This is a genomic window from Agrobacterium sp. T29 (assembly GCF_006970545.1).
GTDB lineage: Bacteria > Pseudomonadota > Alphaproteobacteria > Rhizobiales > Rhizobiaceae > Agrobacterium > Agrobacterium leguminum.
Genome location: NZ_CP040641.1, coordinates 404207 through 418016 on the forward strand (window position 1 = coordinate 404207; position 13810 = coordinate 418016).

The window sequence follows — 13810 nt, forward strand, 5'->3', positions numbered from 1 at the left end:
CTTTCATCAATCGGTCGTTTTTACGAGGAAGTGCATGCGCTCTTCCTCGGTCACGGTGGGTTTGAGACGTTCTTCCTCGTCGGTGACGACGGGGATGGCCGCGATCAGGGCGCGGGTATAGGGATGGGTCGGCTCGGCGAAGACCGCCGACGTCACGCCCTCCTCGACAATCTCGCCGCGCAGCATGATGGCGATGCGCGAGCAGAAATTGCGCATCAGCGACAGGTCGTGCGAGATCATCAGATAGGTGAGGCCAAGCTCCTCGCGCAGCTGCAGCAAAAGGTCGATCACCGTCTTCTGCACGGAGACATCGAGTGCGGCCGTCGGCTCATCGAGGATGAGGATTTTCGGCTCTGCCGCCAGCGCGCGGGCAATCGCCACGCGCTGCTTCTGACCACCGGAAAGCTCGTGCGGATATTTGCCGAGATAGGATTGCGGCAGCCGCACCAGCCCCATCAGTTCCTGCATGCGGCTTTCACACGCAGGCCCATCCATGCCGATGGATTTCAGCGGCAGGGCAAGCGTCTGTTTCACCGTGCGCTTCGGATTGAGCGAGGTGCCCGGATTTTGATAGACGATCTGCGTCAGCCGTTTGCCGCGCGCAGGCGCGGGGGCGTCAATGACAAGATTGCCGGAGGTAGGACGCGAAAGGCCCATGATCATGCGCGCGACCGAGGTCTTGCCGGAACCCGATTCGCCCGCAAGGCCAAAAACCTCGCCCTGCTTCAGCGTCAGGTTCACATCCCGCACGGCATGGTAGCCATTGCGCCGGCCATAAATCTTGTTCAGCCCTTCGAGTGTGATGATCGGCTGCCGCGTGCTCTGCTCCAGATCGGTGACGCGCGGGCCATAAAGCGGAGGCACGGCATCCAGAAGTGAACGCGTATAATCCTTGGTGGGGCTATGGAGGATTTGCGTGCAGGGTCCGGTCTCAACGATATCGCCATGATGCATGACCACAACCCGATCCGCCACCTTGCGCACGACGCCGAGATTGTGGGTGATCATCAAGAGCGCCATGTTTTCTTCGGCAACCAGCTGGTTGATGAGGTTGAGGATTTCATCCTGCGTCGTCACGTCGAGCGCCGTACCCGGCTCATCGGCGATCAGGAGCTTCGGCTGGTGCAGCAGGGCGAGCCCGATCAGAACGCGCTGACGCATGCCGCCCGAAAGTTCGGACGGATAGGCGTTCATGACCCGCTCGGTATCGGCAAGCTGTACCCGGCGCAGCACCGCCGCTATGCGGTTGCGGCGCTCCGCCTTCGACGAGTTGACGCCGTCGCGCTTGTCGGCAAAACGCATGACATCATCGAGATGCGTGCCGATCTTGAAGACCGGATTGAAGGAGGAAAGCGGGTCCTGCATGATCAGCGAAAACGCCGTTCCTTTCAGGGCCTCGCGCTCCCTGCGCGGCATGGACAGCACATCCCGGCCATCGATGACGATCGCGCCTGATGTGATCGCGGCATTCTTCGGCAAAGTGCCGATGATCGCCTTGGCGGTGACGGATTTTCCCGATCCGGTTTCGCCGATCAGCGCCACGCGCTCGCCGGCGGCAACCGTGAAGGCGACATCGCGCAGCACCTGCCGGGTGCGGCCGTAATTGGTGAAAGTGACGTTGAGGTTTTCGACCTTGAGAAGCGGTTCAGTCATGGCCTTAGCTTTCCACGTCGAACATGTCACGCAGGCCGTCGCCCAGCAGGTTGAAGCCCAGCGTCACGTAAAGCACAGCCGCGCCGGGGCAGAGCACTTCCCACCAGAAATCCGGCATGAACTGGCGCCCGTCGGCAACCATCGATCCAAGGTCGGGGGTCGGCGGTTTGACGCCGAAACCGAGGAAGCTCAGCGTTGCGCCGAACAGAATGACGAAGGCGGCATCCAGCGTCGTCTTGACCGATATGACCGAGACGCAATTGGGCAGGATTTCGCGAAAGAGGATGTGCAGCGGACCGGCACCGGCAAGACGCGCCGCCTCGATATAATCTTCCGAAGCGATGGACTTCGACACCGAATAGATCAACCGCGCATGCCAGGTCCACCACAGCAGCGTGATCGCGATCATGGCGTTCATCAGCGTCGGTTCCAGCAGGTTGGAGACCGCGAGCGCCATGACGAGCGGCGGCATGGCCAGCATCACATTCGTCAGGCCGCTGATGAGCTTCTCGGTCCAGCCGCCGAAATAACCGGCGATGAGGCCAAGTACGGTGCCGACTGGCACCGAAATGCCGAGCACGCCGATGACGAGAAGAAGGGAAACACGGAGCCCGAAGATGGTGCGGGAAAAGATGTCGCGGCCGGCCTTATCGGTGCCGAACCAGTGCTCCAGATCCGGCGGCATGTGGCGGGCACGGAAATCGACGACCGCACCGATATGTTTGGGATAGGGCGTGAGCCATGGTGCAAAGACCGCCAGCACCAGCACCGACAGAAGGATCAGCGAGCCGATGACCGCCGCCGGATTGCGGCTGAAGCGATACCACATCATGTAACCGGCGCTTAAGCCCCGATCAGTGGGTTCGAGCATTTTCATATCGGCCATCAGCGAGCCTCCTTGCGGCGCAGGCGCGGGTCGATGATCGAGATCAGGACATCCACGATCAGGTTCGCAACGATGAAGAACAGGCCGGCCACCAGCACCACGGCGGTCACGGCATTGAGGTCTTTTTGCAGGATGGCGTTCAGCCCGTAGGAAGCGAAACCGCCCCAGGCGAAGACCATTTCGATCACGAAGGCATTACCGATCAAGGACGCGAATTCGAGGCCCATGATCGTCAGCGGCGCGATGGAAGAGAGCTTCAGCAGGTAACGAAAGATGATGACCCGCTCCGGCACGCCGAAGCTTTGCAGGGTGAGCACATGGTCCTTGCGCTGGTTCTCGATCATCGAGGAGCGCGTGATGCGGGTGATCTGGCCGATGCCTGCCATGGAAAGTGCGAAGGCCGGCAGTGCGAGATGCTTCAGCGCATCGAGCACGACGTCGAAACGTCCGGCCAGCACGCCGTCGACAAGGATGAAACCGGTGGGGCCGCCCTGCCAGCCAAGCGAATGATCGAGCCTTCCGATGATCGGCCAGCCGGAGAGAAAGCGCGCTGCCAGCAATTGCAGCGTGATGGCGAAGAGAAAGCTTGGGATCGTGACCCCAGTAAGCGACAGGATGCGGCCGATATGATCCAGCGGCCGGTCGCGGTAATGCGCCGTGATGACGCCGAGCGGGATGGCGACGGCAAACATGAAGATGACCGAGACAAGTACCAGCTCGACGGTCGCAGGAACGGTCTGCGCCAGATCGGTGGTCACCGGGCGTTGCGACACCAGCGAGAAACCAAGATCGCCGTGCAGGGCATTGCCGATATAGTCGAGATATTGGACGGCGAGCGGCTTATCGAGACCCATCTCACCGCGCAGCGCATCCACCTGCTCCTGCGTTGCCGCAGGCCCCAGCGCCATGCGGGCGGGGTCACCCGGCACCACGCGGGCCAGCACGAAAATCATGATGGACAGGGCGATCATGACCAGCACGAAGGTGCCGAGCCTGTTCAAAATCGCGACCAGCGGATGTTGCTGCATCGGTGGGACGTTCCTTGTGCATCGGTTGCGTGAGCACAAGTTTTCACCACATGTCCGTTTGAACAATTGCCGAAAGGTATAGTTTTTTGAAAGATGCGTATAGGTTTTTAAGCTTAAATCCCCTATGCCTTTGCGAATGACGCTCCTGCCCCGCACCCGCCTCTGCCGCCGCATCGCCAGCGAAACCGCCGGCGTGGTCTTTCTGCGGGCGCCTGCGGGTGCGGGAAAAAGCGTGCTGCTGGAAATGATCGCAAAAGAGCTCGAAACGCCGGTGTGCCGCACGCACCAGCCGCGAAGCGACGAGATCGAAAATGGCTGTCTCCTTTGGGACGTGCCGGTTTTCGCGCGGGCAGCGCGTATGCCGGCCGCCATTCTGGAGGCGGTGCGTCTGGTCGTCATCGCCTGCCGGCCGGATCAGCGGATTAGCGGACTGGCCCGGCAAATCCTGCATCGCGGTTCGCTCACCATCGGGCCGAATGAACTGCTTCTTGGTGAGGATGAGGTGGAAGACCTGCCACCTGAGCAGAAACGCCTCGCCCTTCACGACTATGCGGGTTGGCCGGCTTTTCTGTCACTGGCGCGTTTTCCGAATGAAACGCTGTGTGCCGATTATCTGCGGGAAAACTACCTGCCGCATCTCTCTCCCGCCCAGACGGTTGAACTTTCGTTCTGGCTGGAAAACCCCTCTGCGGAACCCGAGGCGGACTGGACCGAACTGCTGCCGCCTTTCCTCACCGGAAATCCCGAAAACCACCCCACCCTGATACGGCTTCTGGGCGTGGCTGCACGGGAACGTCTCGCCACGCTGCAGGCCGGAAGCGCCGTGGTGGAGGTCGCATCGGCTTTCGAAAAGGAAGGGCGGGCGCTTGCGGCCATGGCGATGCTGCTTGACCGTGGTTACGAGACCCATGCCGCGCAAATCCTGGAACGCGCCCATGGCCGTGAACTCATCTACAGGAGCAGCGTCGACAGGTTTCGCGAGATTATCATGCGGTTTTCGCAGGATATGATCGCAACGAATGAAACCGTGCTCTTTGCCGTTACCCGTGCCCTGCTGAAACAGGGGGAATTGCAGCGCGTGCGCCATCTGCTCGGCAAGAGTCTCGGGTCGGATTATCTCGATCCGCTGAAAGTGCTTGCCCGTGGCTCACGTTTTTCCTTCGCCGCCCGCACCTTCCGGCTGAACCTGATGATTGCCGAGGATCTGACCCCCAATGACGCGGTGATAACCCGTCTCGCCGAGTTCATGGCCGACTACCCCATGGACGACCACGGCAAATGGGCGGCCTATTACAATGCGCTGCTGGAATTCGAAATTCGTCGCCGCAATTTCCGCGAGGCGGAGGCGGCCGCCGCCCGTGCGCTCATCTATCTGCGCAAGATGGGCGGTCAGCCGCTGCTCGAATTTTTCATCCATCTGCACCAGATCGTGCTGCGGCTGATGAGCGGCGATGCGCTTCTGGCGCGCCACGCGGCGCAGGAGGCGCGCGCGCGGCTGGAACAGGTGCAGCATGATGCCGTGCAGGAGTTCCGGATGCTGCGGCTGGCGGAAGCCTCTCTCGCCTATGAGGCGGGAAAACCGCGCGACCTGCTGCATTTTGTCGAACATGAATTCGATCATTTCGCTGCGGCCGAGATATGGCCGAGCCTGATGCAGTTCGCTCTGCACTATGCCTCGCAGGTGCTGATCGATCATTTTCCGATGACCGTTCGCCCCGGTTTTCTCGACGGTCTGTGGATCCATCTTTCGGAAGGGCTGCAATTCCATGCAATGATGGAGATCAGGACGGCCATCGCCTATCAGAACGCCAACCGCTGGGCGGACGCGGCCGCGACGCTTTCGGCGATCCGCATGCCCATGGGCCGCAACTGGGTGGAGAGCGCGCATGAGGATCTTTCCCGGCTGACGCGCCGCGATGAGATCGCCTATGTCATGGCCTGGCTGCGCGATGCGGTGCATCTTTTCACGCCGCGTGCCTATCTCTCCCGCCAGATCGACGCGATGATCGCCAATCCCAAGGTCACCAACCGCGAGAAGGTCGCGCTGAGAATCTGGCAGAGTTACGCCGCGCACCAGCGCCGCGACAATGCCGCCGCCCGCGCCCATATCCTCACCGCCCTTGAATCGGCAACCCGCCTTGGCTGCAGCGGCGTCCTGTCGGAGGAGCGCATCTTCCTCTCACCGCTTCTGAACAATCGCCGCATCCGCAGCTTCATCGAAACCTCTTCCGATGTCCGCACCGCGCTGTCGATTTTCGCCGCTTCGGTGAATTCACCGCAGGCGCGTGCCCTGCATGGTGGGCTTTCGCAGCGGGAGGCGCAGATGCTCCAACTGCTGGCCAGCGGCATGTCCAACAAGAAGATCGCCCAGACGCTCAACATCTCGGAAGTGACGGTGAAGTTTCACCTCGGCAACCTTTTCCGCAAGCTGGATTGCAAACGCCGCGCGGAGGCTATCCGCGCGGCGAAAGCACTGGGTTGGCTGTAAGGTTCAGCGGTTGTTCTTCTTGCGCCATTCGGCAAAAGCCGTCTGGTGCTCTTCCTTCGTGCAGGGGTAAAGCCCGATGATCGTCTGGCCGGCCTTGACCTGCTCCACCACGAAATCTTCGTAAGCCGTCATTTCCACCGCCTCGGTCGCCACGTCGTCGGCAATGCCCGCCGGGATGACGATAACGCAATCGGCGTCACCGACGATGATATCGCCCGGAAACACGGGCGCATCGCCGCAGCCAATCGGACCGTTGATTTCGATTGCCTCGTGTTTGGTGAGGTTGGTGGGGCTGGAAGGGCGGGTGTGGTAGGCGGGAATATCGAGCTCGGCAATGGTGGCCGCATCCCGGAAACCGCCATCGGAGACGATGCCGGCACCGCCGCGAACCATCAGGCGGGTCACAAGAATATCGCCGGCCGAGGCGGCGGTCGCATCCTTGCGGCTATCCATGACAAGCACATGGCCCGGCGGGCATGTTTCGATGGCGACGCGCTGCGGATGGGCGGGATTGCGGAATTCGACAAGCTGGTTGCGGTCTTCGCGGGCCGGCATGTAGCGCAGGGTAAAAGCCGGGCCGACCATGTTCTTGCCCTTGTAGCCCAGCGGGCGCACGCCCTGAATGACCTGGTTGCGCAGACCCCGCTTGTAAAGCGCCGTCGCCAGGGTAGCGACGGAAATCGTCAGCAGTTTTTCGCGCGTTTCATTGTTCATGTCTGTCTCCTCGCAATGGGCGGATGGATGTGTTTCAAGTCCTGTGAATGGGCTCGTCTGTGAAGACACCGCCCTGATATTTTGCGATTGCGGCCTTAGGATCGGGCCGAGGCACATCGCGTTCGATTTCCGCACGGTAGTGCGCGGCATTGTCGCGGCGCTGCCAGCCGAGAAAATCGACATGGGAATTATCCCACCAGCTGTCGTCATTGGCGGAAACGCCCCAGATGACCGGGCAGCCGAGTTTTTGCACGCGGAAGGTGGCCTCGATCAGCGAGACGAAGTCGCCGTAGCTGAGCCAGGTCGACAGCATCCGCCAGTTGGTGGGTTTTTCTTCGCACGACCCGATACGGACGATGGCCGTCTCCTGGCCGAATTTGGAGTGGTAGAGGCTTGCCATCGCCTCACCGAAAATCTTCGAGACGCCGTAAAGGCCGTCCGGCAGAAAGGGTGTTTCCGGCTCTAGCTGCTGTCCCTGCGGATAATAACCGATCGTGTGGTTGCTGGAAGCGAAGAGAATGCGCGGCAGGCCGTTTTGTCTCGCCGCCTCGTAAAGATTGTAAACGCCGCGAAGATTAGCGGCCTCGATGGGATCAAAAGCCTTTTCCACCGAAATACCGCCGAGATGGACGATGCCATCGCAGCCCTTCACCAGTTCATGAACCGCCGCCTCGTCTTCGAGCCGGCAGTGAAAAAGCTCCTCATGGGGGGTTGCCTCACCGAGATCGACGACGTCCGAAAGGCGGATCGTCTCGGCGACATGGCCAAGCCGCCCGCGCAGCATGCTGCCCAGCTTGCCGCCGGCGCCTGTGATGAGCAATCGCTTCAGCATGATGGCGTCCTCAGAAAATATCGGGCTCGCCGGCGGTACGGCCGAAATCCGTCTGCAGGAAGTCGAAATCGCAACCTTGATCGGCCTGGGTGACGTGTTTGGAGAAGAGATAGCCATAACCGCGTTCATAACGCGGCGCGGGCGCCCGCCAGGCGGCGCGGCGGCTGGCGATTTCCTCTTCGCTGACCAGCATGTCGAGACGACGCTGCGGCAGATCGAGGCGCACGATATCGCCGGTCTTCAGAAGCGCCAGCGGGCCGCCGACGAAGCTTTCCGGCGCGACATGCAGCACGCAGGCGCCATAGGAGGTGCCGGACATGCGGGCATCGGAAATGCGCACCATGTCGCGGTGGCCCTTCTTGATCAGCGCCTTGGGGATGGGCAGCATGCCCCATTCCGGAAAACCGGGACCGCCGAGCGGGCCGGCATTGCGCAGCACCAGAACATGATCCGGCGTGACATCGAGGTTTTCGTCGTCGATGGCCTTCTTCATCTCCGGATAGCTGTCGAAGACCAGCGCGGGGCCTTCATGGATATGGTATTTCGGATCGCAGGCGGCGGGCTTGATGACGGCGCCATCGGGGCAAAGATTACCGCGCAGCACCGCAAGCGAGCCTTCCGCATAGACGGGATTATCCAGCGAGCGGATGACGTCGTCATTATAGACCTTCGCACACTCGAGGTTTTCGCCCATGCTGCGGCCGGTCACGGTGAGCGCCGAACAGTCGAGACGGCTTTCGAGCTGCTTCATCAGCGCCCGCAGGCCGCCGGCGTAATAGAAGTCCTCCATCAGATAGTCTTTGCCGGAGGGGCGGACATTGGCGATGAGCGGCGTGACCCGGCCAAGTTCGTCCAGTTCGTCCAGCGTCATCGGCACGCCGGCGCGGCGGGCCATGGCGATCAGATGCACGACGGCATTGGTGGAGCAACCGGTCGCCATGGCGACGATGGCGGCATTGCGAAAGGCGGTCGCGGTCAGGATACGGTCCGGCGTCAGCTCCTCGGTCACCATTTCCACGATACGCCGGCCGCAACCTGCCGACATGCGCTGGTGTTCGGCATCTACCGCCGGAATGGAGGAAGCTCCCGGCAGGGTGAGGCCAAGGGCGTCGGTGATGGCAGTCATGGTCGAGGCGGTGCCCATGGTCATGCAGACACCGGCGGAGCGGGCGATGCCTCCCTGCACGCCGCGCCATTCCTCGTCCGTGACGTTGCCGGCACGGCGCTCGTCCCAATATTTCCAGGCGTCCGAACCCGAACCCAGCACCTTGCCGGCATAGTTGCCGCGCAGCATCGGGCCGGCCGGCAGATAGATCATCGGCACGCCGGCGGAGATCGCCCCCATGACGAGGCCGGGCGTCGTCTTGTCGCAACCGCCCATCAACACCACACCGTCAAGCGGATGCGAGCGGATCATTTCCTCCGTCTCCATCGCCAGCATGTTCCGGTAAAGCATCGATGTCGGCTTGGTGAAGCTCTCGTCCACCGAAAGCGACGGCATCTCCACGGGGAAGCCGCCGGCCTGCAGCACACCGCGTTTCACATCCTGCACGCGCTCGGGGAAATGCGAGTGACAGGTATTCAGCTCCGACCAGGTGTTCAGGATACCGATGACGGGTTTGCCGACAAAATCCTCCTCCGCATAACCGAGCTGCATCATGCGTGAGCGGTGGCCGAAGCTGCGCAGGTCGTCGGGAGCAAACCAGCGGTCGGAACGGAGTTTTTTATCGGTCATGTCAATGGTCCTGCTTTGCGGGTTGCGCCAAAGGCTGTCAGTCCTGCCGGAGCGTCAGCCCACTCGTCGTATCGAAAAGATGAATGTGTTCCAGCGGCGCCGACAGGCGGATGACTTCGCCCGCCGAGGTCGAGGTCTGACCTGAAAGGTGCAGCGTCACCGGAGTGCCATCGCCGAGATTACCATAGAGATAGGATTCCCCGCCCAGCTGTTCCGCGGTGCGTACCGACATGGTCAGCGCGCCGCCCTCACCCGGCTGCACATGGTTCGGGCGGACGCCGAGCGTCACTTTCTGACCGGGCTTGTAGGCAAAACCGGTCTGCGGCAGGGGGATCAATTCGCCGGTGGCGATCTTCAGGGACGGCGTTGCATCCGAAGTCACTTCGCCGGCAAAAAAGTTCATCTTCGGCGAGCCGATGAAGCCTGCCACGAAGAGATTGGCCGGACGGTTATAAAGATCGAGCGGCACGCCGAACTGCTCCAGCTTGCCGGCGCGCAGAACGGCGATCTTGTCGGCCATGGTCATGGCTTCCACCTGATCGTGCGTCACATAGATCATGGTATTGCCGAGACGCCGGTGCAGGCTTGAAATCTCGCCGCGCATGTCGACGCGCAGTTCCGCATCGAGGTTGGAAAGCGGCTCGTCGAAAAGGAACACACGCGGCTCGCGCACCACCGCGCGGCCGATGGCGACGCGCTGGCGCTGGCCGCCCGACAGGTCCTTGGGACGGCGCTCGAGAAGCTGGTCGATCTGCAGCATCTTGGAAACCTGGGAGATCTTTTCAGCAATGTCCTTTTTGGAGGTGCCGATGTTCTCAAGTCCGAAGGACAGGTTTTCGCGCACCGTCATATGCGGATAAAGGGCATAAGACTGGAACACCATGGCGAGGCCGCGATCTGCGGCCGGAACCGTGTTGACCACATCACCGCCGATGACGATATCGCCGCCGCTCAGTTCCTCGAGACCGGAGATCATGCGCAGCAGGGTCGACTTGCCGCAGCCGGAAGGGCCGACGAAAACACAGAACTCGCCGTGCTTGATATCGAGATCGACACCCTTGATCACATCGAGGGCACCATATGTCTTTTTGACCTGACGAAGCTGAATACTTGCCATTGTCGTGTTTCCTCCCTGAGGATTATTTGCCGCCCGTCGATGCAATGCCGGTGGCGATGTATTTTTGCAGGAACATGAAGACCAGCGCGATCGGGGCGAGTGTCAGCACCGTCATGGCCAGCAGGTTGCTCCATTCCGTCGTCATCTCCCCCTGGAAGGAGTTGAGCGCCAGTTGCAGGGTGAAGTTGTCGTTGCGCGTCAGCACGATCAGCGGCCAGAGGAAGTCGTTCCAGCGCCACATGATCGCAAGGATCGCAAGAACGGCAAGCGCCGGGGCCGAAAGCGGCAGAATGATGCGCCAGTAGATCTTCCACTCGCTGGCCTTGTCCATGCGGGCGGCATCGAGGATTTCATCCGGGATCGTCAGCATATATTGCCGCAGCAGGAAGACGCCTGTCGGTGTCGCCGCTCCCGGAATGATGACGCCCCAGAGACTGTTGATCATGCCGAGCTGGCTAGTGATGAGAAACAGTGGGACCAGCACGACGGTCTGCGGGATCATCAGCGTGCCGACAACCAGCGCCAGCACCACACCCCTGCCCTTGAACTGGTATTTCGAGAGCGCGAAGGCCGCCATGGAATTGACGATCAGCATGATGATGGTTGACGTCACCGTGATGAAGGTCGAGTTCCAGAAATAGAGCGGGAAATTGAAGCGCTGGAAAAGCTCGGTGTAGTTTTCCGTCGCCAGCGCCACCTTTTCAGCCGGCTTCAGCTCGTTGAACGGCATCTTCAGCACTTCGCTTGGCTTGGCAGGGTCAACCACTTGGGCCACGAGACCGATGCGGCGGACCATGCCGAACTTGCGGCCATCCTTGTCGACATAGGCCGGCAGCGGCGCTGCCTGCCCATCCACCACCACGGTTTCCTGCGTATAGGGCAGGAGGCGCGGCGGGAAACGCTGGAGATCGGCTTCCGTCTTGAACGAGGAGAGCACGAGCCAGACGACGGGACCGAACATCATCAGCACGGCGACGCCGAGATAGGCGTAGGACAGCCAGTCGGTCCAGTGCAGCTTGCCGTTGCGGCCGCGGGTACGGGTCAGAAATGCGCCAATCCTAGCCATCGACCTTACTCCTGTTTGCCCGGAATTGCAGAGCGGTCAGCACCACGAGCACTATGGCGAGCAGCAGCGAAGCGGCAGCCGCAAGGCCGAAATTGCGGGGCGTCCCGGCAAAGCCGGTCTGATAGATGAACTGAATGATGAAGGTGGTCGCCGAACCCGGGCCACCGCCCGTGAAGGCGAAGACTTCATCGAAGGTCTGCACACCCTTGATAAGCGACAGGACGAGAACGACGAGCATGGTGGGTGCCAGCAGCGGCAGCGTGATGCGCCGGAAGATGCGCCAAGGGCTCGCCTTGTCGAGCTGCGCCGCCTCATAGACATCGCGCGGGATCGCCTGCAGCCCGGCCAGAAGAATGAGCGTGTAAAAGCCCATATGCGCCCAGACCGACAGGAACACCGACCAGCCGAAGGCAAGATTGGCTTCAAGCAACCAGTCGACCGAACCGAGGCCGAGGCCCTCCATCGCCGCGTTGAGAACGCCGAAACGCTGAAGAATCCACTTCCAGATCAAGGCCACGACGACGGGCGACAGCAGCACGGGGAAGAAGAAGACGGCGCGGAAGAATCCGCGCGCCCGGATATCGCGGTTAAGCACGATGGCTGTGATCAGCGAAAAACCGACCATGAAACCGACCTGCAGCACCACGAAGAAAACCGTGTTCCAGACCGAGCGCCAGAACAGGTCGCGCTGACAGGAATTGGGGTCGAGGTAGTTCTGACAGGAAAGAAGGACCGAAAAGTTTTCACCGCCCACCGAAGGGCGCTCAGAAAGCAATATGTGTTCGCTGCCGGTCACGGAATAGGCCATGTTCAGCACGATCGGCAGAAAGGCGAAGACCGCAAACAGGATCAGGTTGGGTGTAAGAAACACCCAGGCGATCCGCCGGTGGCCGAGAACCTTCTGCAGGAAGGCAAAGGGCAGTTCGACGATGCCCATGACGGGCGCAAGAAATTTATACATGAGGGTCCTCCTTCGATCCGGCGCGGCGCGGCATGCGCCGCACCGGAAGGCGATGGATCACTTCGCCTGTTTCAACGCTTCCTCGAGGTCCGTCTTCGCGCGGGCCATGGCCTCATCGACGGTGCTTTCACCGACGATGGCCTGCGTGATGCGCTGGACGGAGATGTTGAACATGGCGCGATTGTTCTTGTAACCCTGATAGGTGTAGGCAATCGGGCTGAGGCCGGGGATCTGGTCCAGCCAGGCATTCATGGCCTTCTGCGTCGCAGGCGTCGCACCCGTATAGGTCACGCCCTTGTCGGCCACGGCCTTGTGGGCCGGAACGTTGCGGGTGCGCACGGTGAAGTCGAGATAATTCTCGTCCTGAGCGAGGAAGTTCAGGATGTCTGCAACGATTTTCGGGTTCTTGGTCTGCTTGAAGCCGACAACACCGGTACCGCCCGGCATGCCGGTGCAGGCAGCGCCGCCGCAGGGCTGCGGCACGACTTCCCAGTCGAAAGCATCGCCGACCTGGCTGTCGAACCGCGCGGTCTGCCAGCTGCCGGAGTAGTAATAGACGAGCTGGCCGTTGATGAATTCCTGCGCGGCATCGCGATAGGTATTGCCGCCCTGCCCGGCCCAGACGTCACGCGCCATGGTGCCGTCCTTGTTCCACTCCACGAATTTCTTCACGAAAGTCGTGAAGCCTTCATCGACGAGAATGGGCTTGCCTTCCGCATCGAAAATCTTCGCACCGTAGGAAATGGCCGGGCCGGCAATACGGTGGCCGGAACGGTCGATGGCCATCGGGTAAGGCGTGCCAGTTGCCTTGGCGACGGCATTTGCAGCCTTCGCCCAGTCGTCCAGCGTCGCATCCTTGCCGGGTACGGCGACATTGGCCTGATCGAACAAAGTGCGGTTGATGAAGGCGCCGGTGATGGTGAGCTGGGTATGCATACCATAGATGCCCTTGTCGTCAGGGCCGCTGCGATACCATTTCAGCACGTTGGAGAAATTGTCTTCCCAATATTTCGCATCCACATAGGGCGTGAGATCGAGATAATAGCGGTTGAGACCGCCAAGGTCGGTCACGGTTGCGAAATCCGGGCCGCTGCCGCCGGCGAGCTGTACGGGCAGGCCTTCCAGCAGCGCCTTGTAGGGCACGACGTCAGTGACGATCTTCACGTCCGGATGCTGCTTTTCGTAACGCGCGAGAATATCTTTCAGAATTTCGCAGCCGTTGCCGTCATAAGCGCAGGTGAAGCGCACTTCCTGGGCCGCCTGAGCGGCGCCTGCAAAGGACGCCGCGCCAATGGCGAGCGCCAATGCCATGCTATATTTACCGATCATC

11 protein-coding genes are annotated in these 13810 nt (G+C 61.1%); 1 reads left to right on the plus strand and 10 read right to left on the minus strand.

Annotated features, from left to right (window positions below; genetic code table 11):
• Window positions 1-6: 6 nt before the first annotated feature.
• From FGF54_RS16810 to FGF54_RS16820, 3 genes are read right to left on the minus strand one after another with little or no spacing between them, the layout of a single operon-like run.
• Entirely contained in the window at window positions 7-1653 is a 1647-nt protein-coding gene (locus FGF54_RS16810) for an ABC transporter ATP-binding protein (protein WP_142780485.1), read from the minus strand.
• 4 nt (window positions 1654-1657) lie between these two features.
• Window positions 1658-2539, minus strand: a complete 882-nt coding sequence (locus FGF54_RS16815) for an ABC transporter permease (protein WP_020813268.1) — start codon at window positions 2537-2539, stop codon at window positions 1658-1660.
• Entirely contained in the window at window positions 2539-3567 is a 1029-nt protein-coding gene (locus FGF54_RS16820) for an ABC transporter permease (RefSeq protein WP_142780486.1), read from the minus strand. The genes FGF54_RS16815 and FGF54_RS16820 overlap by 1 nt, the downstream gene beginning before the upstream one ends.
• Before the next feature lie 136 nt (window positions 3568-3703).
• On the opposite strand from FGF54_RS16820, the gene FGF54_RS16825 reads away from it, so the two are divergent.
• Complete coding sequence (locus FGF54_RS16825) at window positions 3704-6055, plus strand: LuxR C-terminal-related transcriptional regulator (protein WP_168208166.1); 2352 nt, start codon at window positions 3704-3706, stop codon at window positions 6053-6055.
• Between the two features lie 3 nt (window positions 6056-6058).
• On the opposite strand, the gene FGF54_RS16830 is transcribed toward FGF54_RS16825, so the two are convergent.
• Genes FGF54_RS16830 through FGF54_RS16860 form a run of 7 tightly spaced genes read right to left on the minus strand, consistent with a single transcriptional unit; the run spans window position 6059 to window position 13809 of the window.
• Window positions 6059-6769 (minus strand): ribonuclease activity regulator RraA, encoded by a 711-nt coding sequence (locus tag FGF54_RS16830; protein WP_020813265.1) that lies wholly within the window; start codon window positions 6767-6769, stop codon window positions 6059-6061.
• 34 nt (window positions 6770-6803) lie between these two features.
• Complete coding sequence (locus FGF54_RS16835; protein ID WP_142780487.1) at window positions 6804-7601, minus strand: NAD(P)-dependent oxidoreductase; 798 nt, start codon at window positions 7599-7601, stop codon at window positions 6804-6806.
• A gap of 10 nt (window positions 7602-7611) precedes the next feature.
• Window positions 7612-9336, minus strand: coding sequence for an L-arabinonate dehydratase (gene araD, locus FGF54_RS16840; RefSeq protein WP_142780488.1), 1725 nt, complete (start codon window positions 9334-9336; stop codon window positions 7612-7614).
• 37 nt (window positions 9337-9373) lie between these two features.
• Window positions 9374-10453, minus strand: a complete 1080-nt coding sequence (locus FGF54_RS16845) for an ABC transporter ATP-binding protein (protein WP_142780489.1) — start codon at window positions 10451-10453, stop codon at window positions 9374-9376.
• A 22-nt stretch (window positions 10454-10475) separates the two neighbouring features.
• Window positions 10476-11519, minus strand: coding sequence for a carbohydrate ABC transporter permease (locus FGF54_RS16850; RefSeq protein ID WP_142780490.1), 1044 nt, complete (start codon window positions 11517-11519; stop codon window positions 10476-10478).
• Window positions 11512-12480 (minus strand): carbohydrate ABC transporter permease, encoded by a 969-nt coding sequence (locus FGF54_RS16855; RefSeq protein ID WP_142780491.1) that lies wholly within the window; start codon window positions 12478-12480, stop codon window positions 11512-11514. Before FGF54_RS16855 ends, FGF54_RS16850 begins: the two co-directional genes overlap by 8 nt.
• Before the next feature lie 57 nt (window positions 12481-12537).
• Window positions 12538-13809: an ABC transporter substrate-binding protein gene (locus FGF54_RS16860; protein ID WP_142780492.1), complete on the minus strand. Its 1272-nt coding sequence runs from the start codon at window positions 13807-13809 to the stop codon at window positions 12538-12540.
• Window position 13810: the final 1 nt, after the last annotated feature.

What these genes read in the sequence shown, in the direction of transcription:
- FGF54_RS16810 (WP_142780485.1), bottom strand. Translation starts at nt 1,653, where the DNA reads ATGACTGAACCGCTTCTCAAGGTCGAAAACCTCAACGTCACTTTCACC.
- FGF54_RS16815 (WP_020813268.1), bottom strand. Translation starts at nt 2,539, where the DNA reads ATGGCCGATATGAAAATGCTCGAACCCACTGATCGGGGCTTAAGCGCC.
- FGF54_RS16820 (WP_142780486.1), bottom strand. Translation starts at nt 3,567, where the DNA reads ATGCAGCAACATCCGCTGGTCGCGATTTTGAACAGGCTCGGCACCTTC.
- FGF54_RS16825 (WP_168208166.1), top strand. Translation starts at nt 3,704, where the DNA reads ATGACGCTCCTGCCCCGCACCCGCCTCTGCCGCCGCATCGCCAGCGAA.
- FGF54_RS16830 (WP_020813265.1), bottom strand. Translation starts at nt 6,769, where the DNA reads ATGAACAATGAAACGCGCGAAAAACTGCTGACGATTTCCGTCGCTACC.
- FGF54_RS16835 (WP_142780487.1), bottom strand. Translation starts at nt 7,601, where the DNA reads ATGCTGAAGCGATTGCTCATCACAGGCGCCGGCGGCAAGCTGGGCAGC.
- araD (WP_142780488.1), bottom strand. Translation starts at nt 9,336, where the DNA reads ATGACCGATAAAAAACTCCGTTCCGACCGCTGGTTTGCTCCCGACGAC.
- FGF54_RS16845 (WP_142780489.1), bottom strand. Translation starts at nt 10,453, where the DNA reads ATGGCAAGTATTCAGCTTCGTCAGGTCAAAAAGACATATGGTGCCCTC.
- FGF54_RS16850 (WP_142780490.1), bottom strand. Translation starts at nt 11,519, where the DNA reads ATGGCTAGGATTGGCGCATTTCTGACCCGTACCCGCGGCCGCAACGGC.
- FGF54_RS16855 (WP_142780491.1), bottom strand. Translation starts at nt 12,480, where the DNA reads ATGTATAAATTTCTTGCGCCCGTCATGGGCATCGTCGAACTGCCCTTT.
- FGF54_RS16860 (WP_142780492.1), bottom strand. Translation starts at nt 13,809, where the DNA reads ATGATCGGTAAATATAGCATGGCATTGGCGCTCGCCATTGGCGCGGCG.